This window comes from Mesorhizobium sp. W016 (genome assembly GCF_054719485.1).
In genome coordinates this window covers 5565386-5592360 of sequence record NZ_JBTTIF010000002.1, presented here as the reverse complement: position 1 = coordinate 5592360, position 26975 = coordinate 5565386, and the positions used below count along the sequence as shown (strand labels likewise).

Annotated in this window: 25 protein-coding genes; 9 read left to right on the top strand and 16 right to left on the bottom strand. The window is 63.3% G+C overall.

What is annotated here, in order from left to right:
• Nucleotides 1-5 precede the first annotated feature (5 nt).
• The gene (gene uvrB / locus ACYG9V_RS27370) at nucleotides 6-3182 is read right to left on the bottom strand and encodes an excinuclease ABC subunit UvrB (protein ID WP_352762318.1); all 3177 of its coding nucleotides are present in this window, start codon (nucleotides 3180-3182) and stop codon (nucleotides 6-8) included.
• A 122-nt stretch (nucleotides 3183-3304) separates the two neighbouring features.
• A complete protein-coding gene (locus ACYG9V_RS27365; protein WP_352762316.1) occupies nucleotides 3305-4570 on the bottom strand; it encodes a hypothetical protein in 1266 nt (421 codons plus the stop codon).
• Between the two features lie 146 nt (nucleotides 4571-4716).
• On the opposite strand from ACYG9V_RS27365, the gene ACYG9V_RS27360 reads away from it, so the two are divergent.
• Nucleotides 4717-5763 (top strand): CapA family protein, encoded by a 1047-nt coding sequence (locus ACYG9V_RS27360; RefSeq protein WP_352762314.1) that lies wholly within the window; start codon nucleotides 4717-4719, stop codon nucleotides 5761-5763.
• Between the two features lie 46 nt (nucleotides 5764-5809).
• A complete protein-coding gene (locus tag ACYG9V_RS27355) occupies nucleotides 5810-6787 on the top strand; it encodes a hypothetical protein (RefSeq protein WP_352757669.1) in 978 nt (325 codons plus the stop codon).
• A gap of 28 nt (nucleotides 6788-6815) precedes the next feature.
• Here ACYG9V_RS27355 and ACYG9V_RS27350 read toward each other — a convergent pair whose 3' ends face one another.
• From ACYG9V_RS27350 to ACYG9V_RS27340, 3 genes are all read right to left on the bottom strand, one after another.
• Nucleotides 6816-7817, bottom strand: a complete 1002-nt coding sequence (locus ACYG9V_RS27350) for a serine hydrolase domain-containing protein (protein ID WP_352762312.1) — start codon at nucleotides 7815-7817, stop codon at nucleotides 6816-6818.
• An 11-nt stretch (nucleotides 7818-7828) separates the two neighbouring features.
• The gene (locus ACYG9V_RS27345) at nucleotides 7829-8323 is read right to left on the bottom strand and encodes a YegJ family protein (protein ID WP_023741084.1); all 495 of its coding nucleotides are present in this window, start codon (nucleotides 8321-8323) and stop codon (nucleotides 7829-7831) included.
• 100 nt (nucleotides 8324-8423) lie between these two features.
• Nucleotides 8424-8939, bottom strand: coding sequence for a hypothetical protein (locus ACYG9V_RS27340; RefSeq protein WP_023672002.1), 516 nt, complete (start codon nucleotides 8937-8939; stop codon nucleotides 8424-8426).
• A gap of 286 nt (nucleotides 8940-9225) precedes the next feature.
• On the opposite strand from ACYG9V_RS27340, the gene ACYG9V_RS27335 reads away from it, so the two are divergent.
• Nucleotides 9226-9858 carry a hypothetical protein gene (locus tag ACYG9V_RS27335; protein WP_156933370.1) on the top strand — a complete coding sequence of 211 codons (633 nt, stop codon included), beginning with the start codon at nucleotides 9226-9228 and terminating at the stop codon, nucleotides 9856-9858.
• 37 nt (nucleotides 9859-9895) lie between these two features.
• Here the strand turns inward: ACYG9V_RS27335 and ACYG9V_RS27330 are convergent, their stop codons facing one another.
• Nucleotides 9896-10213: a hypothetical protein gene (locus ACYG9V_RS27330; protein WP_023724937.1), complete on the bottom strand. Its 318-nt coding sequence runs from the start codon at nucleotides 10211-10213 to the stop codon at nucleotides 9896-9898.
• Between the two features lie 661 nt (nucleotides 10214-10874).
• Here ACYG9V_RS27330 and ACYG9V_RS27325 point away from each other — a divergent pair.
• The gene (locus tag ACYG9V_RS27325) at nucleotides 10875-11813 is read left to right on the top strand and encodes a diacylglycerol/lipid kinase family protein (RefSeq protein WP_023683740.1); all 939 of its coding nucleotides are present in this window, start codon (nucleotides 10875-10877) and stop codon (nucleotides 11811-11813) included.
• A 92-nt stretch (nucleotides 11814-11905) separates the two neighbouring features.
• On the opposite strand, the gene ACYG9V_RS27320 is transcribed toward ACYG9V_RS27325, so the two are convergent.
• From ACYG9V_RS27320 to ACYG9V_RS27310, 3 genes are read right to left on the bottom strand one after another with little or no spacing between them, the layout of a single operon-like run.
• Nucleotides 11906-12823 carry an NAD(P)-dependent oxidoreductase gene (locus ACYG9V_RS27320; RefSeq protein WP_023683741.1) on the bottom strand — a complete coding sequence of 306 codons (918 nt, stop codon included), beginning with the start codon at nucleotides 12821-12823 and terminating at the stop codon, nucleotides 11906-11908.
• The gene (locus ACYG9V_RS27315) at nucleotides 12820-14034 is read right to left on the bottom strand and encodes a mandelate racemase/muconate lactonizing enzyme family protein (RefSeq protein WP_023671997.1); all 1215 of its coding nucleotides are present in this window, start codon (nucleotides 14032-14034) and stop codon (nucleotides 12820-12822) included. Before ACYG9V_RS27315 ends, ACYG9V_RS27320 begins: the two co-directional genes overlap by 4 nt.
• Entirely contained in the window at nucleotides 14031-15647 is a 1617-nt protein-coding gene (locus ACYG9V_RS27310; RefSeq protein WP_352762310.1) for a GMC family oxidoreductase, read from the bottom strand. Before ACYG9V_RS27310 ends, ACYG9V_RS27315 begins: the two co-directional genes overlap by 4 nt.
• A gap of 223 nt (nucleotides 15648-15870) precedes the next feature.
• Here ACYG9V_RS27310 and ACYG9V_RS27305 point away from each other — a divergent pair, with 223 nt between their 5' ends.
• Nucleotides 15871-16266, top strand: coding sequence for an acyl-CoA thioesterase (locus tag ACYG9V_RS27305; RefSeq protein WP_023671995.1), 396 nt, complete (start codon nucleotides 15871-15873; stop codon nucleotides 16264-16266).
• A gap of 500 nt (nucleotides 16267-16766) precedes the next feature.
• On the opposite strand, the gene ACYG9V_RS27300 is transcribed toward ACYG9V_RS27305, so the two are convergent.
• Entirely contained in the window at nucleotides 16767-17135 is a 369-nt protein-coding gene (locus ACYG9V_RS27300; protein ID WP_023683744.1) for a winged helix-turn-helix transcriptional regulator, read from the bottom strand.
• Between the two features lie 89 nt (nucleotides 17136-17224).
• Here ACYG9V_RS27300 and ACYG9V_RS27295 point away from each other — a divergent pair, with 89 nt between their 5' ends.
• On the top strand, nucleotides 17225-17830 hold the full coding sequence (locus tag ACYG9V_RS27295; RefSeq protein ID WP_023671992.1) for an NADPH-dependent FMN reductase: 606 nt from the start codon (nucleotides 17225-17227) through the stop codon (nucleotides 17828-17830).
• Between the two features lie 165 nt (nucleotides 17831-17995).
• On the opposite strand, the gene ACYG9V_RS27290 is transcribed toward ACYG9V_RS27295, so the two are convergent.
• The gene (locus tag ACYG9V_RS27290) at nucleotides 17996-19291 is read right to left on the bottom strand and encodes a glucoamylase family protein (protein WP_352762731.1); all 1296 of its coding nucleotides are present in this window, start codon (nucleotides 19289-19291) and stop codon (nucleotides 17996-17998) included.
• Between the two features lie 258 nt (nucleotides 19292-19549).
• Between ACYG9V_RS27290 and ACYG9V_RS27285 the strand changes: the two genes are divergently transcribed.
• On the top strand, nucleotides 19550-20428 hold the full coding sequence (locus ACYG9V_RS27285; RefSeq protein ID WP_050588054.1) for a DMT family transporter: 879 nt from the start codon (nucleotides 19550-19552) through the stop codon (nucleotides 20426-20428).
• A 28-nt stretch (nucleotides 20429-20456) separates the two neighbouring features.
• On the opposite strand, the gene ACYG9V_RS27280 is transcribed toward ACYG9V_RS27285, so the two are convergent.
• Both ACYG9V_RS27280 and ACYG9V_RS27275 read right to left on the bottom strand, forming a co-directional pair.
• Nucleotides 20457-21767 (bottom strand): hemolysin family protein, encoded by a 1311-nt coding sequence (locus ACYG9V_RS27280; RefSeq protein WP_023689708.1) that lies wholly within the window; start codon nucleotides 21765-21767, stop codon nucleotides 20457-20459.
• A gap of 70 nt (nucleotides 21768-21837) precedes the next feature.
• Nucleotides 21838-22545, bottom strand: coding sequence for an LssY C-terminal domain-containing protein (locus ACYG9V_RS27275; protein ID WP_023728212.1), 708 nt, complete (start codon nucleotides 22543-22545; stop codon nucleotides 21838-21840).
• A gap of 112 nt (nucleotides 22546-22657) precedes the next feature.
• Here ACYG9V_RS27275 and ACYG9V_RS27270 point away from each other — a divergent pair, with 112 nt between their 5' ends.
• Nucleotides 22658-23377, top strand: a complete 720-nt coding sequence (locus tag ACYG9V_RS27270; RefSeq protein ID WP_023831410.1) for a gamma-glutamylcyclotransferase — start codon at nucleotides 22658-22660, stop codon at nucleotides 23375-23377.
• A 20-nt stretch (nucleotides 23378-23397) separates the two neighbouring features.
• Here the strand turns inward: ACYG9V_RS27270 and ACYG9V_RS27265 are convergent, their stop codons facing one another.
• From ACYG9V_RS27265 to ACYG9V_RS27255, 3 genes are all read right to left on the bottom strand, one after another.
• On the bottom strand, nucleotides 23398-24189 hold the full coding sequence (locus ACYG9V_RS27265; RefSeq protein WP_023733327.1) for an extensin-like domain-containing protein: 792 nt from the start codon (nucleotides 24187-24189) through the stop codon (nucleotides 23398-23400).
• A gap of 132 nt (nucleotides 24190-24321) precedes the next feature.
• Nucleotides 24322-25398 carry an extensin-like domain-containing protein gene (locus ACYG9V_RS27260; RefSeq protein ID WP_023728209.1) on the bottom strand — a complete coding sequence of 359 codons (1077 nt, stop codon included), beginning with the start codon at nucleotides 25396-25398 and terminating at the stop codon, nucleotides 24322-24324.
• A gap of 198 nt (nucleotides 25399-25596) precedes the next feature.
• Nucleotides 25597-26022, bottom strand: coding sequence for a DUF3775 domain-containing protein (locus ACYG9V_RS27255; protein ID WP_023683751.1), 426 nt, complete (start codon nucleotides 26020-26022; stop codon nucleotides 25597-25599).
• A 229-nt stretch (nucleotides 26023-26251) separates the two neighbouring features.
• On the opposite strand from ACYG9V_RS27255, the gene ACYG9V_RS27250 reads away from it, so the two are divergent.
• Entirely contained in the window at nucleotides 26252-26788 is a 537-nt protein-coding gene (locus ACYG9V_RS27250; protein ID WP_023695764.1) for a tetratricopeptide repeat protein, read from the top strand.
• Nucleotides 26789-26975: the final 187 nt, after the last annotated feature.

Below are 26975 nucleotides of genomic sequence, written 5' to 3'. Positions count from 1 at the left end.
AGGTGCTATTTCCCCGGCCGCCCCGTCTTGCCCGGCCGGCGCTTTTCGCGGCGGGCGTCGCCTGGGTCTTCGTAGGAGCCGATGCCGGCGCGCTGGCGAACGAATGGTTTTGGGGAATCGTCGCGTTCCTTCGCGCCCCCCTCTGCCCTGCCGGGCATCTCCCCCACTCGGGGGGAGATTGGCTGGGGCTTGGCCGGCACTTTCCCTTCGACCGGCTTTTCCGTGCGCCGCACGGTCATCTCGTCGAGCGAATTCTTCTTGAACAGTGGCTTGGTGGCGCCGCCCGGAATGCCGAAGTCGGAGCCGTGCGCTTCCTGCGCCGACTGTTTCTTGAACAGCGAGCGCGACACCGCGCCTGACGGTGTCGGCATGTCGGTACCAGGCCCCATATCGTCGATCGACGGCTTGGCAAACAGCGGTTTCTTCACCGGCACGGCGCCGTCGGCGCCCATTTCGTCGAGCGCCGGCTTGCGGAAGAGGTTGGACCGGGCAGCCCTGGCCGCCTCTTCGGCGGCACGTGCCTCATCGAACTTGCGGAACCGCTCCTGTTCCTCAGCCGTACGGTGCTTGGCCACGCCCTTGTTGTGCTTGCCCTTCTCGCGGCCCGAAACCGGGCTTTCCATGTCGGCATATTTGGCCAGCGGGTCTTCCGCGATCGACAGTTCCATTTCGCGCAGCCGCTTGATCTCGTCACGGATGCGGGCGGCCTTCTCGAAGTCGAGATTGGCGGCGGCGTCGCGCATCTGCTTTTCCATGGCGTCGAGATGAGCCTTGAGATTGTTGCCCATCATCGCACCGGCGCCGTCGGTGAACTGCGAGATATCGGCGCGGACATGGTCCTTCTCGTAGACCGAGTCCAGAATGTCGGAGATGCGCGACTTCACCGATTCCGGGGTGATGCCGTTGGCCGCGTTCCATTCCATCTGCTTTTCGCGGCGGCGGTTGGTCTCGGCCATCGCCCGCTCCATCGAGCCGGTGACCTGGTCGGCATAGAGGATGACCTTGCCGTCGACGTTGCGGGCGGCGCGACCGATGGTCTGGATCAGCGACGTCTCGGAGCGCAGGAAGCCCTCCTTGTCGGCGTCGAGGATGGCGACGAAACCGCATTCAGGAATGTCGAGGCCTTCGCGCAGCAGGTTGATGCCGACCAGCACGTCGAAAGCGCCGAGGCGGAGATCGCGCAGAATTTCGATGCGCTCCAGCGTGTCGATGTCGGAGTGCATGTAGCGAACGCGCACGCCTTGCTCATGCAAATATTCGGTCAGGTCTTCGGCCATGCGCTTGGTCAAAACGGTGACCAGCGTGCGGTAGCCGGCGGCCGTGGTGTCGCGGATTTCGCCGACGACATCGTCGACCTGGCTTTTCGCCGGGCGGACTTCGACCGGTGGATCGATCAGGCCGGTCGGGCGGATGACCTGCTCGGCGAACACGCCGCCGGCCTGTTCCATCTCCCAGGCGCCGGGTGTCGCAGAAACCGCGACGGAGAGCGGTCGCATGGCGTCCCATTCCTCGAAGCGCAGCGGACGGTTGTCCATGCAGGAGGGCAGGCGAAAACCATACTCCGCCAGCGTCGCCTTGCGCCGAAAGTCGCCACGATACATGCCGCCGATCTGCGGCACGGTGACGTGGCTTTCGTCGATGAAGACCAGCGCATTGTCCGGGATATATTCGAACAATGTCGGCGGCGGATCGCCCGGCTGGCGTCCCGTGAGATAGCGCGAATAGTTCTCGATGCCGGCGCAGGAGCCGGTGGCTTCCAGCATCTCAAGATCGAAGCGGCAGCGCTGTTCGAGCCGCTGTGCCTCCAGCAGGCGGCCGGCGCCCTCGAGCTCGACCAGCCGGTGCTTGAGCTCCTCCTTGATCGACTTGATCGCCTGGTTGAGCGTTGGACGCGGCGTCACATAGTGCGAGTTGGCGTAGATCTTGACGCTCTTCAGCTCGCCGGTCTTCTGGCCGGTGAGCGGATCGAATTCGGTGATCGCCTCGATCTCGTCGCCGAACATCGAGATGCGCCAGGCGCGGTCCTCAAGGTGGGCCGGGAAGATTTCGATCGTGTCGCCGCGCACGCGGAACGAGCCGCGCACGAAATTGATGTCCTGGCGCTTGTACTGCTGGGCGACGAGATCCGCGAGCAGAGCCCGCTGGTCGAGCCGGTCGCCGATCTGCATCTGGAAGGTCATCGCCGTGTAGGTCTCGACCGAGCCGATACCGTAGATGCAGGACACCGAGGCGACGATGATGACGTCGTCGCGCTCGAGCAGCGAACGCGTGGCCGAATGGCGCATCCGGTCGATCTGCTCGTTGATCGAGGATTCCTTCTCGATGAAGGTGTCGGTGCGCGGAACGTAGGCTTCCGGCTGGTAGTAGTCGTAGTAGGAGACGAAATACTCGACCGCATTGTCGGGGAAGAATTTCTTGAACTCGGAATAGAGCTGCGCGGCCAGCGTTTTGTTGGGCGCCAGGATCAAAGCAGGGCGCTGCGTCTGCTCGATCACCTTGGCCATGGTGAAGGTTTTGCCGGAGCCGGTGACGCCGAGCAGCACCTGAGTGCGGTCATTGTTGTCGACGCCCTCGACAAGATCCTTGATGGCGGTCGGCTGGTCGCCGGCCGGCTCGAAATCCGACACCATCTTAATGGCGATGCCGCCTTCGGATTTTTCCGGGCGGGCAGGGCGGTGCGGCGTCCACAGCACGCCGTCCTTGTGCAAGGGGTTGCCGGATTCGATCAGCGCCGACAGCGCCGCGACCGTCGCGGTGACGCTGCCCGAGGCCATCGTCTCGGCGTCTTCCAGAGAGATGTCGAGACCGGCGACCGGGTTGAGGCCGGCGGCGGTGCGTTCGCGCGCCGTTGCCGCGCCACCCATCGAGGTCCCGCGCGAACTGCGGCCGGGCGCAGCGGACCGCTCCGGGATCTTTTTCGCGGACTTTGGCGATCTACCATCGCTCTTACCGGTGAGACGGCCTTCCTTCTCGGCCTCCTGCTCGATCTGCTCGGCCCAGTCGGCAATCGAGCCGCTCAGCGGCGCGCCGGTGAAGTCGGCCTGCGGCGCCTCGGCGAAGCCGCCTCTGTGCAGAGGCTCCGAGGCATCGAGGAAATCGGTCAGCGGGCTGCGCCGCTTCGGCGGCGAAGCGCCGTTGTCACCCGCCGGAGACGGTGTCTTTTTGTCAGGGAGTTTGGCCATGCCCCAAATATGGGCAGAGTCCGCCAAAATGGAAAGAGTGCAGTGGCGAAGGGCGCTAAGCGGGTCGAAGCTCCTGACACAAGGGTGTCAGGAGCTGTGTTACGCGAAGCCAGGCCGCCTGCTCAATTGAACCACAGCGCGAAGGTCAAAAACCCACCGCCACCGAACTGGCGCTGGATCTGGTCGAACTCGCCGCTGGTCACGATCTCACCGCTCTCGAGGTAGGGCGCGATGGCCGGGCCGGTAATCGACAGCACGAGGTCGAAAGGCTTCGGTTCTTCGAAGAAACGCTTCATCTTGATGCCCTGGCCGGTGCTGGCCGTGATGCGGAAATGCGGCAGCAGCTTGCGGCCTTCCAAAAGGTCTTCGGCCATGGTCAGAGTGGCGAGCCAGGCCTCGACCTGCTCCTCGCCGACTTCGAGCCCGGTGAGCGGGTTCTCGCCCTTCTGCTGCGGTCCCGGCAGCCATTCGCGGTCATTGTCGGTCTCGGCGCGGATCGCCTTCCAGTCCTCGCGCGACAGCCGGATGATTTCGATCAGATGGCGGCGCGCCGCTTGACGGCGCTCGGGCTCGACCACCGACCAGTTGACGAGGTGAACCATGGAGATGAAATCCGCGATGCGCCATTCCGATGAGAAGATGCTGCTGCCCATGTCGCCGGCGGGAGGCACGAGAATGTCCTGCAGCGGCAGTTTGGCGCGCGGAAACAGCATGTGGAACGAGCCGTCGAACATGGTCCTGAAATCATGCGCCAGCCAGAAATCGGCCTGCGCCATCAGGAATTCGGCATAGCCCTGCAGCCAGAAACCGTCGGCGCGGTCGAAGCGGAATGTGAGCGAGGAAGCGGCGCCGTCCGACGAGATACCGCCGCGCGACAGCGAGGCCATGATGGCGGCCATGCTTTCATCCGGCGCGATGGCGCCGTCTTCGTTGAGATCGATGCCGGCATGGGTGAGGTCGACGACCATGCCGATATCGGCATCGGCGGGTACCGAGCCCAGAGTGGCCGCGGATGTCTCCAGCCGGTCGCGGAAGGCGACCAGAATGGCGCGGAACTGCTCATAGGTCAGCGGTTCGGGATCGGGATTGTCCGGAATCGGCAGCCGCATCAGCGGCAGCATGAAGGATTGCGGGCTTTCGAACCCGTGGCGGTGCAGACCGCCGGCGAGGATTTCCAGCGCGGTGAAGAATTCGCCGGCGCCGGCAGCATAGGCTGACGCCGGATCGCCTTTCGCTGCAGACTCAAGCGTTGTGAGCGCACGGTTGCGCTCGGTCACCGTTTTGGCCTCGAACAAAGCGGTTGCCGCTTCGGGCGCGGCGGCGCGGGCCGAAGATAGCGGCAGCAACAGGAGGAAGGCGGACGCCAGCAGGCCTGCAAAACGTGTCATCTCATCCCTCCACTATGCGATGCGCAGACATTACACGCATTTGGCGCCGTGTCTGCCGGCGGCAGTGTTTCAAGGACTGACGGTCGACACTTCCCGGGCAGACCGTCTACACAAGCTAACCGATTGGGCAAACGATTGGGCGTCGCGTGTCGAATTATCCGCTTTCCTACAAACTGTCATGGCTGCCGCGCTTCCTGAAACCGTCTCTCGGCGGCGATGTCAGGGATTTTGCACCGAGGGCGGCGACGACGATCATCGATCCGCCGCCGGGGCGGAAGGTGCGGCTGGCCTTTGTCGGCGATATTTCGGCGGTGGCCAACCGTAGTGCGCCGGAGTGCGATCCGGAAATCGCAAAGCTCTTGGGCTCAGCCGATCTGGTGATCGGCAATTGCGAAAGTCCGGTCGTCGAGCGGCCGAGCGTGGCGTTTGGCACGCGGCTTGGCACGCACCATGCGATGAGCGAGCGGTTTCTTGCCGCGGCGCTTGCCGCCGTAGGCATCGCGCGTGAAAAGCTCGTGCTGTCGCTGGCCAACAACCATGTGCTCGACCAGGGCGTCGCCGGTTTCGACGAGACCGTTGCGGCGTTGAAGCGGCTTGGAATCCGCACCATCGGCACCGCGAAAAAAGGACCGGTCGAGCAGGTCAAGGCCGGGCCGCTGACGATCGGCTTTGCCGCCTTCACACTGTGGCGCAATGGTGACGCCGGGCCATTCACCGAGCTTGTCTCGATGCAAGGCGATCCGGCGGCATGGCCGAGAGGCGCGGCCGACAAGAACATCGATCTCACCTGTGCGGTGCCGCACTGGGACTGGGAGTTCCGGCATTTTCCGCAGTCGCAAACGCAAACGCTGGCGAGGTTGCTGGCCGGTCACGGCGTGGGGCTGATTGCCGGGCACCACGCCCATGTCGTGCAGCCGGTGCAATGGGTCGGCAAGACGCTCGTGGCTTACGGGCTTGGCGACTTCCTCGGCACGGCGCTGGCGCGGCAGCCCTGGCCCGGCCGCATCGCCGGCATTTTCGTCGTCGATGTCAGCGCAGATCTCGGCATGCGCGGTGCGATCGCCGGGTACCGGATGCATCCCTTCATGCGGCTGCGCGCAGGCGGGCATGAGCGGCTGGTTCCGGTCGAGGCGCTGACTGGCCGGGTGAAGGGCAAGGTCCAGGCCAGGCTGAAGGCGATCTTTGGCGACTGACAACTTTCCCGTTATCATAGGTATAATAGGACTTTGCGAGGGGGCGATGGAAGCAGCTGAGTTCATGCCTGATGAAGCGGTGGTCGCCGGCATCAGGAAGAATATCGAGATCTATGAGGCTGGACGGGCTTCGGCCTACCGCCAGGTGCGCTGGCGGGTGCCGGTGTTTCTGGGGCTGCTGCTGGTTTTTGTCGTGCTGGTGGCCTGGCTGTTCAACAAGGTCGCCGACTTGAACGAGCAATGGTTCTCGACGCCGCATGTGTTCCTCTATGTCGGCGGTTTCTTCGCGGCGCTGCTGCTGTACTTCCTGGCGATCAGGCCGGCGACGCGGCTGCAGCAATCGTTCCGTGACACGCTGCTGCCGATCATCTTCGGCTTCATCAGGGATGTGCGCTATCAGCACAGCGTGACGCCGAATTCCTTCGACCGGCTGCCGCGCGCCGTGGTCGGCGCCTTCAACCGGCAGAGCTTCGACGACATCGTGTCAGGCCGCTACGAGGATTTTCCGTTCGAGCTCTACGAGGCGGAGTTGCGCCAAGGTTCGGGCAAAGGCTCGTCGACGGTCTTCAAGGGCGTCGTCGTCGCCTTCGAGACCATTGCGCCGTTCCCCGGCATATTGGTCGCGACGCGCCGCAGCAACGCGGTGGTCGGTTTCTTCCGCGGCATCTTCGCCGGCAAGATGCAGGAACTGTCCAGCGGCGATCCGCTGCTCGACGGCGACTACGAATTTCGCACCGACAATGTCGCCGCCGCGCAGCCGCTGGTGAGCGGCCGGTTGGCGCAGGCGCTGAAATGGCTGCACGAGACATGGCGCGATGATCCGGCGCGGGTGGCACTTAATGGCAGCGATGGTTTCCTGCTCTTGCCGCAGCCGAAGAATTTCTTCGAACTGCCCGCCATTTCCGTGCCACTCGATTACACCAAGCACATCGCCCCGATGATCGCCGATATGGGCGCGATCTTGGCGACCGCGGCGCTGGTGCGCAAGATCGGCGCGACGGATGGCGAGGCGGCCGCAAGCTAGGCAGTTCCCGATTGCAACAAGCCGCCATTCATCCGGGTGCGGCTCTCGCGACAAGGCGGACAATATCGCCGAGCCTGCGCTGCTCCTCGGCGGATCTGGAGCGGCTGACCGCGAGATTGACGACTACCAGTTCGGCTGCCGGCAAGACGCCGATCATCTGACCGAAACCGCCATGGGCGAAATAGCGAACCCTGGGCAAATCCGCATTGCGAAGAACGGTGGCTTCGGACTGGGCTTCGCCATCACGGCCGGTCGTCCACCACATGTAGCCATAGCCGCTTCCGTCTGGAGTGATCGAATAAGCCTTTGTGCTGTCTTCGATCCACGCCCGCGGCACGATCTCCGTGCAGCGCCAGCTGCCTTTGCGCAGGTACAGAAGGCCGAATCGGGCAAGATCGCGCGCGGTCATGCGAAAATGATAGGCGGGGTGCTCCGATTCGGGGCCGCGCAAATACGCGCCGTCGTCAGGGTGAAAATCCTGCATGCCGAGCGGGACGGCGATGTCGGCATGGAAGCCGTCAAAAACGGAGCGGCCGGTTGCCCTCTCATAGATGGTGCCAAGGGCGTTGAAGTCCCAATTGTTGTAATACCAGTGGCTGTCCCTGGGGTGGCTGCCGCGGACGGGCCGGTCGGCTTTCATCTGTTCGGATTCGGCGAGCGCCGGGTGGTAAATCCCGGACCGAGCCTTGATGAGATCGCCGACTGTTGCCTGCTTTTCGGCTTCGCTCAACGACGGCGCGACATCATCGATGCCGAGCTCGCCCAGCGTGTTGTCCAGACGAATGCGTCCGCGCTTGACCTCGATGCCGATTAGAGCGCTCAGCAGGCTTTTGCGGACCGAGCGGATGACGACTTTTTTCGAGGCCGAACCGCTGGATGCGACGACAGATCCGCGATGGATGGCCACAGACGCTATCGAACCAAATTGCCGTGCCGCTGCTTTCGCCTCGGCGAGGAGATCGACGTTCCATCCGGCATCGGCCGCCGATACGACGTTCCATTTTTCGCCGGGATATTCAGCCCCTTTCATGTCGCCGCGCCTCAGCAGTCGAAGCCGTAGTTCTGGCGATAATATTCGACATCTTCTTGCGCCATCGTCTTGAACATCACGCAGACGGTGAAGCTGCCGACCTGGCGACCGTTTTTGGTGTAGCCCCAGTCGGAAATATCGTCCCGGTTGAATTCGAGTTCCTGGCCGGCCACGACATTGTGCACCGCTTGCGGCTCATTGGCCAATGTTCCTGCAAATCCGGTCGAGGTCTTGTGGAAGGGGATGATCCAGAAATGCTCCGAGGCGTCTCCGTCCCTGACCTCGACTTTCAATTTGTAGCTGGTTGTCCCGGCTGGCGGCGCATCCGACAAGGACAGGAATTCATCGAGGCTGGCGCGCGCCTGCGCAATGGCCGCCGCCATGTCCGGATCGTCCCTGGCGACGCCTACAACCTTGTCGCCGCCCTGGCCGGAATCCTGCGCACCGGCCGGAATCGGCGCCAAGGCCAGCACCAGGGACAACACGGTTCGAACTGCATGCTTCATGAAATGGCGCTCCTGCGTGTCGATGCTGACACCATCATGCATCTATCTGGAGTTTTCAACGGCAGTGCGACAGCGTGGTATGGTCCGAACGGCAGGCCGCTCACAACCCGCTCGGCACCAGCCCTGCCAGCCAGTTCGCGGACCGCTTGGCAATGCCGACCGTTGCCGACGCGACGCGGCCGAGATCTGTCTTGACAACGGCGTAGCCGTTCCTGGTGCGGTAGAGCACGCCTGTTCCGCCATCGACCACTTGCTCGTAGGCGACGGGCCGTACCGCTGCTGCCTCCATGGCCGTCGTCGGGGAGCCGACGGGAACGCTCGGCCGATGGCTCAGTTCCGGCGGCAACGGGGTTTGGACATTCCGGCTGGCGGGCTTCAGTTCCGGGCGTGATGCGGCCGCCGCCAGTTGCGAAGAAGACGCCGACCCCTTGCTGCGGCAGATGCCAGAGACCAGCGGATAGTCGAAGTTCTTCTGGTGCAGCATCTGGCTTTTCATCGCCGCTTCGCAGTCGGCGATGGTCGCCCACTTCGCCGGCGTCTCGCCGATATATTCGCAAAGCTTGGCGTCGCAGTCGCAGCCGACAATGGTCATGGCGACAAGGGCGGTCTTGATCACGGTCTTGTCCTTCGGATTGCCCCCCGGCAGCCAGTCCTTCCATCGCGCGCGAACAAGGCGGGATTTTGGCCGCGATCACGCGATGAGCCGGGGGATGCGTTTTTCGGGTACGGCTCACTATAGGTGGATTTCGAGACACCCGGTAGCAGATAGGGCGGGAGCGTGATGCATTTGCAGGAAGAAGCCTGAATAAATCTTGTCGGCTATGGTCGCGACAACTGTTTCTTGGCCCGGTTTTCTACTACGATACTCACGGGGCGATACAACAATATAGGAGGGGGTTGTCATGGGAAGAATTGTCCGGTCCGCTGAGCCTGTGCCGAAAAGGGATTCAACGCTCGAGGGCGTTCCAGGCGATGCTCCGCTCGGCGTCGACGATGACAAGAAAGAAGATCAAGGATCGAAAGGCGGCGACGGCTATCTCGACCGGGTTGCGAAGTACGTGCCTGCCGAAGTCGTGGCATTTTTCATCTTCGTCAACTCCATCCTGGTCAATGCCACTGAGCAGCCGGTTGCCAAGGCGTTGACCGATGCGGTGGCGGAAGAGACCAAAGGCAATCCGGGGGACATTCCGGGTAAGGTGCAGGCAGCCATCTATAAGATTGAAATGGCCGGTATCAGCGTCTGGACCATTTCATGGATCATGTTGATCGTCGCGCTGGCGATGACGCCGGTGTATCTGAAATCGGTCAGCGATTCAGCCGACAATGCGGAGGCTCCGGGAGCCAACATCGTCATGTCGATGCTCGCCTTCCCATTCTGGGCCTATGCCGTCAACGCGCTGGCCCTCAGGCCATGGCATGACGGTGCGCTGGCCAGCATCATGCTCGCCACCTTCACGCTCATCAGCGGCGCCATACGGCCGGAATATATAAACGCTGGCCTCAATTTGGTCCCGGGCATCGGCCCGAAGAAGTAGCTCGGCCCGCCGGGCAGGCCGCGTGCAGGGCGCGGCTTCAGTTGTAGACGCGCTCAAGCCTCGCGCCTGCTTCGAACAGCGCCGGCAGCACGATGTGCAGCTTGCGCACGGCGACGATCAGCCCGGTGCGACGGGTGGCCGGATCGATCGGAAACGGTTGGCTGAACAGCGCCCGGGCGCCTTCGGGCGGAGCGAAGTCTGCCGCCGAAAGCACGGTGAGCATGATCGCGTCATTGCCACCGATCTCGACGAAGGACACGCCTCTGTCGATCAGGCGCGGGATCATGTCGGTGAATTGCTGATCGCGCCTGGTGATGAAGATGGTGCCGTCAGCGCCGAAATCGCGCTCCAGCAAAGTATCGGCTTCTTCACGCGTCGCTTCGCCGACTGGACCCTTAGCCCAAAAGACAGTCGGCGCCGGGATTTCTCCCAGCGCCTCCCTGTCAGATCAGGACACGGTCGCGGCAGCAACTTCCGTAAAGTCGTCGCGCCATGCCGGCCTTGATTTTGACGGTCCTGCCAGTCACCGCCCGAGGGCAGTGCCCGTTCCAGACCACGCCGTGCTCCACCCTTGCGAGCTTCGCCCAGCGCGCCATCGAAGGTTTTCGCCGTCCTTCATGGCAGCATCGGTCCGCCGTTGGCGTTCGCACGCTTTCCGCGGCCCCGTAGGTCTCGGCATCCGTCCCTCGAACAAGCAAGCCTGCTCTCGCTTCGGGCCGTACGGGCCTCAGGAAATCCGCCTTTTCGCTTTGCCTTTCGGCGTGGCGATCGGTAGCCGCCTGAGATGGGTTAAACTTACGCCGGGTAAGGGTTTTGGGGAATGGGCGTGAGCCTGTGGATAACGGGATTATCGGGGATCGTTTGCCACAAAGCTCGGAATTTCGACTCCAGTTGCATTAGACAGCCCGCCCGCTTTTTGGCGCCTGATCGGCTGTGCCCCTTGCTCCGCCGGCTGGCGCGGGCTTCAATGCCGGCAAAGCATCGAGCCTATCGGCTCGGTGCGGGGAGGGTGCGCATTGAAAGTCGGGGTGGTGCTCAATCCGATTGCCGGCGGCGGCCGGCTGAAACGGCATTGGCCGGAGGTCGCCGCATCGCTGAAAAAGCATTTCGGCGAATTCGAGCTGCGCGAGACGCAGGCCGAGGGCGACGCCGAAAGGCTGGCGCTCGACCTCGCGGCAAGCGGCTTCGAGCTGGTGATCGCGGCCGGCGGCGACGGCACCGCCAGCGAGGTGGCCGACGGATTGCTGCAGGCATTCGATGAGAGCGGCCGGACAACCGAACTTGCCTTGCTGCCTTGCGGCACCGGCATCGATTTCGCGCGCGGGCTCGGGCTGCCGAAAGAGGTGGATGCGGTGCTGAAGCGGATCGCCGAAGCCAAGGCGCGCAAGGTCGATGCAGGGCGCATCTGCTACATCGACGACCATGGCGCGCTGGCCAGCCGGCACTTCATCAATATCGCCAGCCTCGGCCTATCCGGCGCCACGGACCGTGCGGTCAATGCCGACAAGCGCAAGGGCAGGATGTCGGCCAAGGCGCTGTTTTTCTGGCGCACCGTGGTCGAGTTCATCCGCTACCGCTTCCAGGACGTCAGGATCACCGTCGACGATGGCACCCCGGTCGAGGCGCGCATGGCGCTGGTGGCGGTCGCCAACGGAAAGTTCTTCGGCGGCGGCATGATGATCGCCCCGGACGCCGAACTCGCCGACGGCCAGTTCGACATCGTCATCCTGCGCGCGGCCGGCAAGCTGAAGCTGATCTGGGATATTCGGCTGCTCTATGGCGGCCGGCACCGCAACCATCCGGCCATCACCATATTGCGTGGCCGGAAAGTGGTGGTCGAACCTATCGGCGATGTCGAGAAGAACGGCGCGCTGGTCGACATAGATGGCGAGTCGCCGGGGCGTATACCCGCGACGTTTGAGATCCTGCCCGGAGCGCTGACGCTGAGATATTGAATCAAGGCGTTGAGGGATTGATTCAGGTGGTTTGAGCGGCGATTCCGGCGAACCGGCCAAAGGCCTGAAATCGCAGGACATATTTACCCGGCTTAGCTTTCCAGCTTGGCTGGGAAACCGGGCGCGCGCAGATCCATGTCGACGGCATCCTCGAGCAGTTTGACGATCTGGGTCGACCAGGCGCCGCCGCCATATTCCTGTTTGCCCATCAGGAAAATCTCACTCACAAGCGGCGCCAGTTGGAGTGGCAGTCTGAACTCTCTGCCCATCGCAAGCGCAAAGCCGAGGTCCTTCAGTGCCAGGTCCATGGTGAAGCCAATGTCGTAGGAGCCGTTGAGGATGAGCTGGCTTTCGGTCTCATGGACGAAGCTGTTGCCGGAGGAGGCGACGATGGCGTGGTAGGATTGCGCGAGGTCGAGGCCGCCTTGCTTGGCCAACATCAGCGCCTCGCCGGCGGCGACGAGATGGATGAAGGCCAGCATGTTGGTGATCACCTTGATCACCGCCGCGGAGCCGACCGGACCCATCAGGAACGACTTTGCGCACATCGCTTCGATGGCCGGACGATGGCGCTCGTAAAGCGCAGCATCGCCGCCGACAAGCGCGGTGATCTTTCCGACCGCGGCCAGATGCACGCCGCCGGTGACCGGGCACTCCAGCGTCTCGATGCCTTTGGCCGCGGCGAGGGCGGCGAGGCGCAGGATCTCGTCGCGGCCGTTGGTCGACATCTCGATCCAGGAGCCGCCCCTGGGCAGACCCTCGAGCAGGCCGCCGGCATTAGCCAGCACCGCTTCGCTGACCTTGGGCGAGGGCAGGCAAGTGATGGCATTGCCGGCCTGTGCCGCCGCTTCGGCCGGGCTGGTCGCGGCCGTGGCGCCGAGCGCCACGAGGCGCTCGACGGCGGCGGGGTCGCGGTCGAAGACGATGACGACAAAACCGTTGCGCAACAGGCTGGCGGCAAGGTTGCCGCCGAGATGGCCAAGGCCGATGAAGGCGTAGCGTTCGCTCACGGCATCAGCGGCGTTTGCATCATCTGCAAATGCAGGTCCTTGCCGGTGTAGGGATGCGCGTCGCAGACCGCTTCGTCCAGCTCGACGCCGAGGCCCGGCTCCTTCGATGGAATGACATTGCCGTCCTGCCATTCGATCTTCTTCTTGAGCAGTGTCGCGTGGAAGCCGTCCCACTGCTTCAGCGATTCCAGGATGAGGAAATTGGGCAGCGTCACCGCCAGCTGGATGTTGGCGGCCCCAACGATCGGCCCACAATAGCAGTGCGGCGCGATCTGGATGTGGTATGCCTCGGCCATGGCGGCGATCTTCTTGGTTTCGAGAATGCCGCCGGAACGGCCAAGGTCCGGTTGCAGGATGGTGGCGGCGCGGTTCTCGATGATTCGGGCGAATTCGAACTTGGTCGTTAGCCGCTCGCCGGTGGCGATCGGGATCGACGTGCCTCGCGCCACCTGAGCCATCACTTCGGGCATGTCGGGCGGCACCGGCTCTTCGAACCACAAGGGATCGTAGGGCTCGATCGCGCGTGCCATCCGCAGCGCACCCGACGCGGTGAACTGGCCATGCGTGCCGAACAGAATATCGGCGCGGGTGCCGACCGCTTCGCGGATCGCCTTGACCATGCGGGTGGAGACATCGATGTCGATCAGGCGCGGCTGGTGGCCGTCGAAGGCGGTGTAGGGGCCTGCCGGGTCGAGCTTGACGGCGTTGAACCCCTGCTCGACATATTCGAGCGCGCAGGCGGCCGCCAATTCGGGGTCATTGTAGACGTTCCGGCCGTCCGGCGCGTCCTCCGAATGGACGCTGCCGGTGTGCGGATAGAGATAGGTGTAGGAGCGCAGCGTCTCGTGCACCTGGCCGCCGAGCAGTTTGTAGACCGGCTTGTCGGCTTCCTTGCCGACAATGTCCCAGCAGGCCATTTCCAGCGCCGAGAAACAGCCCATGCCGGTAACGTCGGGGCGCTGGGTAAATCCTGAGGAATAGGCGCGGCGGAAGAAGGTCTCGATGTCATGCGGATCGTGGCCGATCAGGTAACGCTCGGCCATGTCCTCGACCAGCTTCGCTGTTATGTGAGCCGAGAAGGTGGCGTTGTAGGCCTCGCCGTAACCGACGACGCCGCCATCGGTGGTCAGCTTGACGAAGATGAAATACTTGCCGCCGATGCCGGGCGGCGGGTTGCCGACTACCCAGGTCTTGACGTCGGTGATCTTCATTTTTGGTCCTCCAGAACCAGTTCGGCGCCCTTCCATCCGGTCATGACCGAGGCGGCGTTGGTGTTGCCGGTGATGTTGGCGGGAAAGATCGAGGCGTCGATTACGCGCAGACCTTCGAGCCCGTGCACTTTCAGGCGCGGGTCGACGACGGCGGCCCCGGCGTCCGGCCCCATGCGGCAGGTCGAGACCGGGTGATAGACGGTGCCTGAGCGCTTCCTGAAATCCTGGATCAGGTCGGCATCCGATTGGATCGATGGGCCTGGCAAAACCTCCTCAGTGATGATCTCGGCCATGGCGGGCATCGAGGCTATCTTGCGCACGAATTTCACCGCCGCCAGCATCTCGTCGACATCGGCGTTGGTGGAATAGGCGTTGGCGACGATCCTGGGATAGTCCAGCGGATTGCTGGAGCGGATCATGATCTCGCCGCGGCTGGACGGGCGGCAGTTGGAGAGGCCGATGGAAAAGCCCGGCCACGGATCTGGCGTCAGGATCGGCCGCTCGCCGCTCTTCGGAATGACGGTCGAGAAAGCCTGGAAATAAAGCTGCATGTTGGGGCGCGAAAACGCCGGGTCGGTTCGGAAGAAGCCGCCGCCATGGTTCATCGACAGCGACAGCGGGCCGGAGCGGGTGAGGATGTACTGCATGCCGACCAGCAGCTTGCCCCACCAGGGCCGCAGGATTTGGTTGAGCGTCGGCACGTTTCCCTTGAAGGTATAGTTGATGCCGACATGGTCCTGCAGATGCGCGCCGACATTTTCGTTGGCGTGGACGACCAGGATGCCAAGCCCCATGAGCAGTGACGAGGGGCCGACGCCGGAAAGTTGCAAGAGCTGCGGCGAGTTGATCGAGCCGGCGGACAGGATGACTTCGCGGCCGGCCCGCGCCGTCTTGGTCTCGCCGTTCTGCAGATATTCGATGCCGACGGCTCGCTTGCCCTCGAACAGGATCCTGCTCGCCAGCGCATTCGTCTCGACGCGGACGTTTTTGCGCTTCATCGCGGGGCGCAGGAAGGCGCGCACGGCCGACATGCGGCGGCCGTTTTTGGTGGAGATCTGGTAGGTGCCGACGCCTTCCTGGGCGGCGCCGTTGAAGTCAGGGTTGAGCGGCAGCCCAGCCTGCTGGCCGGCTGCGAGGTAGCGCCTGGTCAGCGGATGGACGGCGTTCGTCGTGTCGGTGATATGCAGCGGCCCGCCGGTGCCGCGCCATCTGTCGGCGCCGGCCTCATTGTCCTCAAGCGCCTTGAAGCCCGGCAACAGATCGTCATAACCCCAACCGGGATTGCCGGCATCGCGCCAGTCATCAAAATCCTCGCGCGCGCCTCGGATCCAGACCATGGCGTTGATCGAGCTTGAGCCGCCAAGCAGCTTGCCGCGCGGCCAATGGTCGACATTGCCGGCAAGGCCGGGGTCCGGCTCGGGCTTGTAGTTCCAGTTGACCGCGGGGTCGAAGAAAGTCTTGCCGTAGCCAAGCGGCATCTGGACATAGAAGCGGCGGTCGCTGCCGCCGGCTTCCAGCACCAGCACGGAGTAACGGCCGGAAGCCGACAGCCTGTCGGCGAGAACCGAGCCGGCTGAGCCGGAGCCGACGATGATGAAGTCATAGGTCTGCATGATTGGTGTCGGCGGCTCCGCAAAACTGGCTGCAGCCTATCCGCGACGGCTTGGCCGCGCCCCTGCGGCTTCCGGCATGGCTTGTGAAAAAAGCGACCGTGAGACGCCTGGTCGGAAAAGCCACCATGGAAGCGACATTGCGCCGGGAGCCTCGCCCGTCGCGTTGACCTCTTGGGTCCATGACGCTACGGGATCAAGGGCTATCGCTTCAGGGGAATCTCGGATGGTGCATTACGCGGACGGACGGCCGATCGGTGATCTGACCTTGCGTACGCTCGCCATGCCGGCCGATGCAAATGCGGCCGGCGACATCTTTGGCGGTTGGGTGATGGCGCAGATGGATCTTGCCTGCGGCATCCGTGCGGCCGAGCGGGCCAAGGGCCGCGTGGTGACGGCGGCTGTCAAGGAAATGTCCTTCGCCAAAGCGATGAAGATCGGCGACACGCTGTGCATCTACACCCATGTCGAGCGCGTCGGCCGCACCTCCATGACGCTCAAGGTCGAGGCGTGGGCGCAGCGCTACCTCTCCGACCTGATGGAGAAGGTCACCCACGCCGATTTCGTCATGGTGGCGCTGGATAGCGACGGCAAGCCGAAGCCGATTCCAACCGAAAGTTGACATCGTCGATTCTGCCAAGCTTGCGCTTATGTAACATCCCCCGCGCGGGCGACGCGCTACGCGACATCCAACGGTTGCCTTCACATCCGATTCTGCGGGCGGCGGAGGGAAGACAATGCGTCAACATATGCTGAACGTCTGGCTCGTGGCGGCCCTTGTTGCGGTGATCTGCCTGCTTGGCACGACCGCTTATACCGAGATCAGGAAAGAGCTTCCAGGCGTTGCCTGCACGCACGACCGGACCGTCGGCAACGAGCGGACTGCCCAGCGGTCTGCAAGAGTAGAGACGTGCGGCGCGATGTGTTGCAGCAACCCTGCGTCAAAGGCCTGAGGGCCCGTCAGCGGAAGACCTCGTCAGCCTCAAAATGATGATGCGCCGGCGAACGAAACGCTGCAGCTATGTCGCGATGGCGTGACCAACGATGCAAGGGCGGATCCAGTTAAACCCGGGTACGCGTCGTCGACGGCAAAATCCGTAAACTATCGCTGGGCAACGGTTTTCAGGCGTGCACGCCATCGAATCTTTCACGCGCCGCCTGGACCCGCGAGGTGTTTTTCCGCGCCCATTCGCCGAGCGCGCCGACCGGCACCAGCAGCTCATGGCCGAGCTCCGTCAGCTCATAGTCGACGCGTGGCGGGATGGTCGGGAACACGGTTCGGGTGACGAAGCCGTCGCGCTCAAGACCGCGCAAGGTGGTGGTCAGCATCTTCTGCGAAATGCCGCCGACAGCGGCGCGCAACTCATTGAAACGCAGCGGTCCGCCGCCCAGCTTGCCGACGACCAGAACGGTCCATTTGTCGCCGACGCGCTGCAGGATTTCCGAGACGGCGCGGCAGTCTTCGGTGTTGTGCGGGTGCCTCAGTAACATAACGGTGCCTCCTTGCGCTGCCATTTGTCAGTATCTCATATAGCGCCGGTATCCAAACGATACCAGCTTTTGCATATATGGAGAGCCCCATGTCCAAGCCCAAAATCGCCATCGTCGTCGGTTCGACACGCGCCGCGCGTTTCGCCGATGTGCCCGCCCAGTGGATCGCCAAGATCGCGAAATCTCATGCCGACATCGACGTCGAGACCGTCGACCTGCGCGACTGGCCGCTGCCCTTTTTCGACGAGGTCGCCTCGTCCGCCTGGGCGCCGTCGCAGAACGAAGTTGCCCAGCGCTGGCAAAAGAAGGTCGCCGAATTCGACGGCTTCATCTTCACCGCCGCCGAATACAATCATGGCCCGACGGCCGTGCTGAAGAACGCCATCGATTACGCCGCCAATGAATGGAACAAGAAGCCGGCCGGTTTCGTCGGCTATGGCAGCGTCGGCGGTTCGCGCGCTGTCGAACATTTGCGTCTTGCCGCGGTCGAATTGCAGATGGCGCCGGTCAAATCCGCCGTTCACATTGCCTGGAGCGATTTCCTGGCGGTGCGCCAGGGCGAGAAAAAGCTCGAGGAGATCGAGCATCTGAACCAGGCTGCCACGGCGCTGGTCAACGACGTTGCCTGGTGGGCCCGCGTGCTCAAGGCAGCGCGTCAGGCCGACGCGATTGCCGGCGAAGCCCAGGCGGCCTGAGCCTTATCCTCCCAAGGATCGATGATTTTTCCAAAGGGCGGCGTTTGCGCCGCCCTTTTTCATTCACGTGAAGAGGCGCTCTCGGCTCCCTTGGCCGGATGGTGGAGTCGGACCGGCAAGGTCGCGCTGATGCCTTGACGATCCCGCGCGAAGGATCGCCGCCTGTCACAGCCAACCGCCGGAAAACCCGGCCCGGCGCAGTCCTGTGGTGATGGCCGGCACGCGGCGCATCAATCGCCACAGGAAGTCGGACCGGTAGTTCTCGATCATCAGGGCGATCGGCCCCTGGTTGATGCCGACATGGTCCGGCGATACCCAACCGCAGGCGCGACCGTCGTCGGCAGCGATCGTCGGGTTGAAGCTCGCGGTGAAGCCGTAAGGGTTGCCGTCGCGCAGGTCCATCTCGTGGAAATGGCGCAGCGCCGGCAGCACGATTTCCGGCGCAAAAGGCAAGGAGGCGATTGCCGCCCATGGCGACAGCGTGCCGTCATCGGGGCCAAACGGTGCGCCGCGGGCGAGATAACCGAAGAAGCGGCGTCCATCGGCTCGCCGCGCGATCGGACCTGGGCCGTCGCTGGCGGTGACGCCCCAGCAATTCTCGCCATAGCCCGCGAACCCCCTCGGATTGCGGATTGCGTAATCGCGCTGCAGATACGTCGCCTGGCGGCTGTTTTCGAAATAGTCCCGGTCGTGATCGCGCATGAAGGCATCGCGGATGTCGCGAAAATCGATCCAGATATGCGAGAACTGGTGGATGAAAAGCGGGCCGGCATAGACCATCTCGCGGCCGTAGATGGTCTTCCATTTGTAAGTGGACAGCCAGGCCGCGTAGCTCTCGGGAGTTAGCGAGTGGGTCGGCGAACCGAGACCCAGGACGTACAGGATCAGCGCCTCGTCAAATCCTTCCCAGCGGTAGCGGAGAAAGCCTTTTCCAGGCCGCCAGCCATGGGTGACGGTGGCGCCGCCGTTCTGCGCCCAGCGCCAGTCGGCACGGCGGTAGAGCGCATCGGCAAGCTGGCGGATTTCCAGTTCGAGCTCATCGTCCTCGTCGAAATAAGCGCCGGCGGCCAGAACACCGGCAAGCAAAAGGGCGGTATCGATCGTGGACAGTTCGCAATTCCAGACGCGGCGGCCGGTCTTCATGTCGAGGAAATGATAGTAGAAAGCCCTGTAGCCGGTGGCATCGGGCTCCGGCCCGTGCGGGGCGTTCCAGAAGAAGCGAAGCGTGGCGAGCGTCCGCTCGATTGCGGCATCGCGCGTCATGAAACCGCGCTCGACACCGACGGGATAGGACGACAAAGCGAGCCCGACGGCGGCTATGCTGGCAGGCGACGCCTGCGTGTTGCGGTCGGCGACCAGGCCGTTGGCAGGGTTGGCCTCGTTGAGAAAATACTCGAAGGACAGGCGCTGGATATCTTGGAGAAGCTCGTCGTTTAGCGCGTGTTCGTTCGATGCATCCATGACAATCGATATAGAGGCTTTGGCTGCTTTTGCCATTCTTCCAGCGGATCAATCATGGGTGAGGGCAGGCTGGGGCCGATAGCGAAAGGCGCTGCCGACGCACCGAATTCAAATCGAGGGGCTGCGAAGATCGGTTGGACCGCCATATGCACGGCCCTGCCATCTGGCCTGGCCGTCCTCCCCTGATATATCCGGCTGCGATCCATCACATGAGCATGCCCCGTGAAGTCACCCAGCCTGTCAGGCGTCGTTTCCCCCATGACCCCGGTGCTGGTCTGTGCACTTGCGATCTTCCTTCTGTCCGCCATGGATGCGGCGATGAAAATCCTGGTGATCGCCGTCGGTGTCTACAACACGGTGCTATGGCGAAGCATGCTTGCGAGCGTGGTCGCGGGCACGGCTTGGGCGGCGGGGCCGCGTTCCCTTCCCACGCCTTCCGTGCTGCGGCTACACGCGTTGCGCGCCGTGGTCGTGGGCATCGTTCTGCTGTCGTTCTTCTGGGGCCTTGCCAGATTGCCGCTGGCGGATGGGATCGGGCTTAGTTTCGTCGCGCCGCTGTTCGCTCTCCTGCTGGCGGCGCTGCTTTTGGGCGAACGCATACAGCGCCAGGCGATCTGGGCGTCGCTGGCGGGCATCGCCGGCGTCGTCATCATCATGGCCGGACAGTTCGGGCAAGGGAATTATACCGGGGATGCCCTGCTTGGAACGGTGGCGGTGCTCGCATCGACGGTGTTCTACGCCTACAATCTGATCCTCTCGCGGCGGCAGGCGCTGGTGGCCAAGCCAGTCGAGATCATGCTGTTCCAGAACCTGTGCGTTGCCGCCGTCCTTCTCCCCGCCGCTCCCTGGCTCGCGGTTGCCCTGCCGGGCAATCTCTGGCTTCCGCTGGCCGGGGTGACGGCGCTGTCGCTCTCCGGGCAGTTCCTGATGAGCTGGTCCTACGCGCGGGCCGAAGCGCAATATCTGATCCCGACGGAGTATTCTGCCTTCATCTGGGCGATCGTGTTTGGCTGGCTGTTCTTCGACGAGGCGGCGACCTGGACCACGCTGGCTGGAGCGGCCCTGATCGTGGCCAGTTGCCTGATCGCCTCGCGCTCCAATCCGAAGCTTGCCGAACCGATCGAAGCCGCGGTCTGAGGGCGCTATTCGCTTTGACGGCAGAGTGTCAACGCACCACTTCGCGATGGCCGCTGGGCAGCCGGGTGGCGATCAGCTTGTCGATACGGCGGCCATCGAGGTCGACGACCTCGAAACGCCAGCCTTGCGCGTCGACGCATTCGCCGGTCGCCGGCAGATGGTGCATGTGCGACAGCACATAACCGGCGACGGTCTCGTAGTCGCGGTTTTCCGGCAGGTCGATACCGAGAACGTCAGCCATCTCGTCGGCTTGCATGTATCCCGCGAGCAGCCATGAGCCGTCCTCGCGCTTGACGGCGTTTTCCTCGTCGCCGGCATCAAGGTCGGCGCGGAAGACGCCGGTGATGGCCTCGAGAATGTCGGCAGGCGTGACGATCCCTTCGAAATGGCCGTATTCGTCATGCACCAGCGCCATCGGCACGTCGGATTCCTTCAGCTTCTGCAGCACATCCAGCGCGTCGGCCTGATCGTAGACGATGGGGGCGGCGCGCACATGCTTGCGCGGATCGAGTGCGCGGCCGGCGAGCAGGGCGGCCAGCACGTCGCGCGTCTGAACAACGCCAACCATGACGTCGACGCCGCCATCGCCGGCCGGCAGGCGCGAATGCTGGGTCTCCATCAAGAGCTTGCGGATGGCACCCTCATCGGACTGCAAATTGATCCAGTCGACCTCGGTGCGCGGCGTCATCACGGCGCGCACGGCGCGATCGCCGAGCCGCATGACGCCGGCGATCATGCGCCGCTCGTCGGATTCGATGGTGCCGTGGTGCTCGGCCTCGGCGACCAGCATCTTGATCTCTTCGTCGGTGACCTTTTCCTCGCTCTCGCCGCGCTGGCCAAGCAGCCACAATATGGCGCGGCCGGAAATGTCGAGCAGGAACACCAGCGGCGCGGAGACGGTGGCTAGGATGGTCATCGCAGGCGCCGCGCGGGCGGCAACACGCTCGGGATCGCGCAGCGCGATCTGCTTGGGCACCAGCTCGCCGACGATCAGCGAGAAATAGGTGATGATGGCGACGACGATCCCGACGCCGAGCGGGTCGGCGATGTTTTCGCGCATGCCGGTCGTGGCCAGGTACACCGAAAGCCTGTCGCCCAGCGTGGCGCCGGAGAAGGCGCCCGACAGCACGCCGACCAGAGTGATGCCGATCTGCACCGACGACAGGAATTTGCCGGGATTGGAGCCGAGCGTCAGCGCACGCCCGGCGCCATTGACGCCGCGGTCGATCATCGCCTTGAGCCGCGCCGGGCGCGACGACACGATGGCGAGCTCGGACATCGACAGAAGGCCGTTCACACAGATGAGGACGACCACGGTGGCGATTTCGACGTATAGCATCAGGGCTCAATAGCATTGCGGCGGGCCGCAGGAAAATAGTCCGCGATGATTTTTGGAAAATGACAGTGGTTCAGGGGAATTGCCTGAGCACCCCGACAACAGCCTTGCCGTCGGTGAAATAGGGATCGCCGCCGCCGTTGCGTCCGGTCCTGGTGGCGCCGATGCCCGGGATGTCGCTCGCCGAGGTCACCATGCCGGCCGCCGACAGGTCGTGGATCACGAGATCGCGCTCGGCGTCGATGTCAGGGGCGATATGGTGGGTGATGGCGCCGGTATCGTGGCTGAGACCAACGCCGCGGTCGAAGCTGGCCGAGCCCATCCAGAGCGTTCGGCCGTCGTCGCCGGTCGCATCGCTGCGCCAGAAGCGGACATGATGGCGCCGGTCGGCGCTGCCGCCGACCGGCTTTTCGAAGGCGAGATCCTGGGCGCGGCCTTCGAACAGCAGCCGGCTGACCGGGGCGTCAGGATAGGGATGGTCGAACAGCACGCTCTCACCGATTTCGATCGCGGTCTTTAGCGTCACGCCATCGGCCGTATCCCATCCGGCCATGGCGAAGGCATGGACCATCTCTTTTTCGGTACCGACAAGGCCGATATTGATCGGGTCGCCCGGAATGCCTTGCGGCGTGTGTGTCACCATCTCGAAAGTCTGCGTGCGAAAGCCGCGGTCGCGAACCGTCCAGAATTCCGGCGCAGCGACATAGGCGAGGGCCAGCCAGACCGCCAGAAGAGCGGCGAGCCAGGTCAATGCGCGTCGTTGCAGGCTTCGTCGGCTCATGAAAGCGGCTCGATCCGTGCGGTATCTGTGCCTGACGGACCCTGGAAATCAATGGCCAGCGGCGAGCAGCCGTTCTATCGTCGGCCATCGTTTTTGCGGGGGGTGAGCAGCAATGGGTAAGAAGCCGGTGGGTCGCAGCTCGATGGCATTGACCGCGGACCTTGTCGCAAGGGTCGAGCGTGTCGAACCGGATCCGGGTCCCGAGCCCGGAACAACCGAGCATACAGACGCGGAGTTCGATAGTCTTGTCGAGCAACTTCTGTCGGAGCATCGGCCTGAAGCGCTATGGGTCTTTGCCTACGGGTCGCTGATCTGGAACCCCGAATTTGCCCATGTCGAGCAGCGCCCGGCCACGGCGCCAGGATGGCACCGCTCGTTTTGCCTGACGCTGACCCGTTGGCGCGGAACCCGTGATTTGCCGGCGCTGATGCTGGCGCTCGATCGAGGCGGCAGCTGCAACGGCATCGTCTATCGGCTGCCCGCGGAAGACCATGTCGGGCAACTTGGCCAGTTGATGCGCCGCGAGATCGATGCCAATCCGCCGACTAACGTGCCATGCTGGATCAAGGTCAAGACCCAGGATGGGCCGTTGCGGGCCTTGGCTTTCGTCGCCGCGCCAGACGGCAGGGCCTATGCCGGCCGGCTGCCATTGGAGCAGGTTGCCGACACGCTGGCGCGGGCTGCCGGGCATTGGGGCTCGTCGGCTCAATACCTGTTCCGAACCGTCAGCAAGTTGGAAGAGAGCGGTATCCGCGACAGGAACCTTTGGCGCATCCAGGATCTGGTGGCCCAGCAAATCATCGCTTCCACCAGGAACGCCAATCCCGACTGATTTCTGAACGGTGAAACGCCTTAGCGGCAGGCGCGGTAGCCGCTTTTGCGGTTCTTGATGTCGAAATGGAAATGGTTGCGGTGATCGTAATTGTAGCCGGGACCGAGCACGGTGGTGAAATACTGGCAGCCGTCGGCACGCACATTGTTGAGGAAGCCGCGGGTGCGGAAGGCAAACAGGCCGGGCTTGCGCACGTCGATGTCGTCGCCGTTGTTGAGCTCGATGCTCATGACGTCGAGGGCGTTGCCCTTGCCGTGCTCGGACAGGACACCTTCGCCGGCGATGTTGCGGCAGGAATAGCTTGAGCCCTGGTGGATGGTCTTGACGCCCGAGAAATAGCGCCAGCGGGCGGAGGGAACCAGTTCGTTGCTGGTCCAGGCGGCGAAACTTGCGGCCATGTCGCAGGTCAATGTTGCGGCGGGCTTCATCTGGATGCCGCCGATGGCGGATACCTTGACCGGCCAGTCTATGCCGCACTGTCCCTCATGGATCGGCTGGACATCGGTGTAGACGACGCGAAGGCGCTTCAACTCGCCACGGCAATCGGTTTCGCTGGCCGGCATCTGCTGCGGCTCCGACTCCGACATCGGCTCGTCCATGCGCGGATAGGCGGCAGTCATATAGGGATTGGACGGGACGAGCTTCTGCATGCCTTCATATTGCGGCACGGCCGCGGTCTGCGAGCCGACATCGACGGCCGGCTGCAGCGACAGCACGCTGCCAGTGTTGCAAGCCGAAACGGCGGCCAGCGCAAGACCGGCGGCCAGTATCGCTGCGCTTTTTGCCTTCGCGGCGCGAAATATTGCGGCCATGGGCGGAATCCTGTCCTTGATCGGTGGGATTTTAACGATCAAGGGTAAAGGAAAACTCAGCGTCCCCGTTCATGCCTGCGGCCGAAATGCGGCAGCCAGACCATCACCGGCATGACGATCACTGGAGGGCCATCACTGGCAGAAAGTGCCACCATTCCGGCGCGGTTCGAGATCGAGATGGAAATGCAGGGAATGGTCCGGGTCCGCGCCCGGTCCAAGCACGGTCTTGAACGGTCCGCAGGCGGCCTTGCGCACCGCATTGAGGAATTTGCCGTCCTTCTCGGGCGGCGTTGGACCGACTTCGACCTTTCTGCCATCCGACAACGTGAAGCTGGCAATATCGAGCGCGTTGCCGAAGGCATGTTCCGACAGATGGCGCGTGCCGTTGCGCGGCCGGCAGACAAAGGCCGATGCCTGGTTGATCGATTTCAGGTCGGCTCCGAACTCGGCTTTCGCCGCCGGCTGTATGATTTCGGCGGCAAAGCGGGCTGCCGCTTCGGCCATCGGGCAGTTGAGTTCGGTCGCGGGGCCGATGGCGATGGATTTTCCGAGCGACTTCAGCACCAGGGGATAGGGGATCGAGCAGCCGATGTCGGGATTGCTTTCCGCCTTATGCTCCTCGAATTCGACACCAAGGGCCGTCAGCCGCTCGCGACAGGCGACTTCCGCCGCCGGCATTTTTGCATCGGGCACATCGGCCGAGCGCGCATCGGGCAGCATCTTCTTGTCGCCGGCATCGGGTTTTTCAGGTGGTTGCGGAGCAACGGCCAGCGGCTGAGCTTCAGGTTCCGAAGTGTCTGGCTTTTGTGTCGGAATCGGCACCGCGGCCGGCGGCTCGGGCTCGCTTTGCCTATCGGTCGACGGCTTCGGGGCTGACGGTCCGGGCCGCGCCTGCTTTTTAAAACGGGACTTTTCTTCGTTGAATCGATCGTCATTGGACCGGTTGGGCGCGCCAAGGGGGTTCGGACCTTCGGCCTTTTGCTTTTCGATCGGTGCCGCGCCGGTCTTCGGCGCCTCTGAAGGACGCGCCTCGGGCAGCGGGACAACGCGCGAGGGCTGCACCGGAACATCGGCGGGCGAGGGCTCTTTATCCGGGGTCTTTTGTTCCACCTGCTTTGGCGTGATGTGCCGCTGTGGCCTGGGCTTCTGGCGGTGTTTGCTGCGCGGCTTAGGATGCGAGTCGACCCGCGGTGAAAACAGCTGCTCCAACCGCTGTGACAGCGGCGTGTAATGCTTTTTGCGCTGTTTGGCGTCAGCTTGCGTCAGCAGGGGCGCCAGCAGCAGAGCCGTGACGACCATGACCAGTGCAACCCTGCATGTTCGGGAAAGTACAACAGACCCCATCGTCCTCAACGGCGCGAGCGCCCGGAGGTTGCCTGCGGCCCATCACGAACGGTAACCACGCCGTTACGCGCCAATCGCTTCCAGCCCTTCTTCCAGCCAGTCGGCCAAAAGCGGCATGCCGAGCAGGTATTTCGCCGTGCGCTTGTTGGCGCGGTCGCGCGCGGCGGCAACCGCATCGGACCATTCCGCAGCGTCATAGTCGCCGCGGCCGACCCAGGCCAGCGCGATCAACTCGGCCGCTTCGTCAACGTTGAGGTCGTTGATCAGCTCGCGCAGCTCTTCCTCGGTGAGGTCTTCCGCGCTTTCCTCCGCCAGACCGTCATGGTGGTGATTGGCATGTGATTCACCATCGAGCTCGACCTCATGCTCGGCACCGTCGGCATAGTCTTCGTTGACGGCAGCACTCAGTCCCTTTGCCTTGAGAATGAACAGGCGCACGGTGTCCGGGCCGATCGATAGCTCCCATTCCCGCTCACGGCGCTGTTGCACTCTCGGGCACCCCCGCTGATCATTTCCCGAATGATAGCGGATTTGCAGCGCGCGTCACGTCATGTTCTGATCCCTGGCTCCCGCCTTTGACCGAATTCAGGTTAGGCACGGCCGCACAAATAGTTTCGGCGGCTGCGGGTTTCCGGGATGAAAAGTCTGCATCCCGGCGTTAGCTTTTCATTATCGTCATTTTCCCTCAAGATCGTCATTATCCCTCAAGGAGGCTTCGATGCATAAAAGAGTGTTGATCCAGGCGGCTGCGGCGCTTGTGGCGCTGCAGTTCTTTGCGGTTCCGGTGTTTGCGGCCGGCGGCGGTGGCGGTGGTACCGAGACCACCACCCAGTGCAAGAAGGGGCAGGTCTGGGACAAGAAAAAGCAGAAATGCGTCGCGCCGAAGTACGGCATGCTGGACGACGACAACATCTACGATGCTGGTCACGACCTGGCCATGGCCGGGCGTTATGATGAGGCGATTGCCGTGCTCAGCCTTGCCGCCAACAAGCAGGATCCGCGCATCCTCAACTATCTCGGCTATTCGCATCGCCATTCCGGCCGTGTCACCGTCGGCCTCGGCTATTACGAGGAAGCGCTGCGCATCAACCCGGATTACACGCTGGTGCGCGAATATCTCGGCGAGGCCCATCTGCAGATCGGCGACCTGGCCGGCGCCCAGGAGCAGCTGGCCGAGATCGAGAAGCGGACCGGCAAAGGTTCCCGCGAATACGGCATGCTGGCCGAACAGATCTACCATTTCATGAGAAGCTGACCCCACCCCAACGGCTTCTCTGGGCCGGCTGCGAGCAATCGCAGTCGGTTTTTTGTTGTCGCCACTGCAACACGCTGCACGTGCCGTAACGACAATTGGACAATCGGCTCATGATTTTTCAAAAAGCCTGCTTTTTCAGCGTGAAAAACGCGCGAGGATCGCTATATTGGGGAAAATTGCGGTGAAA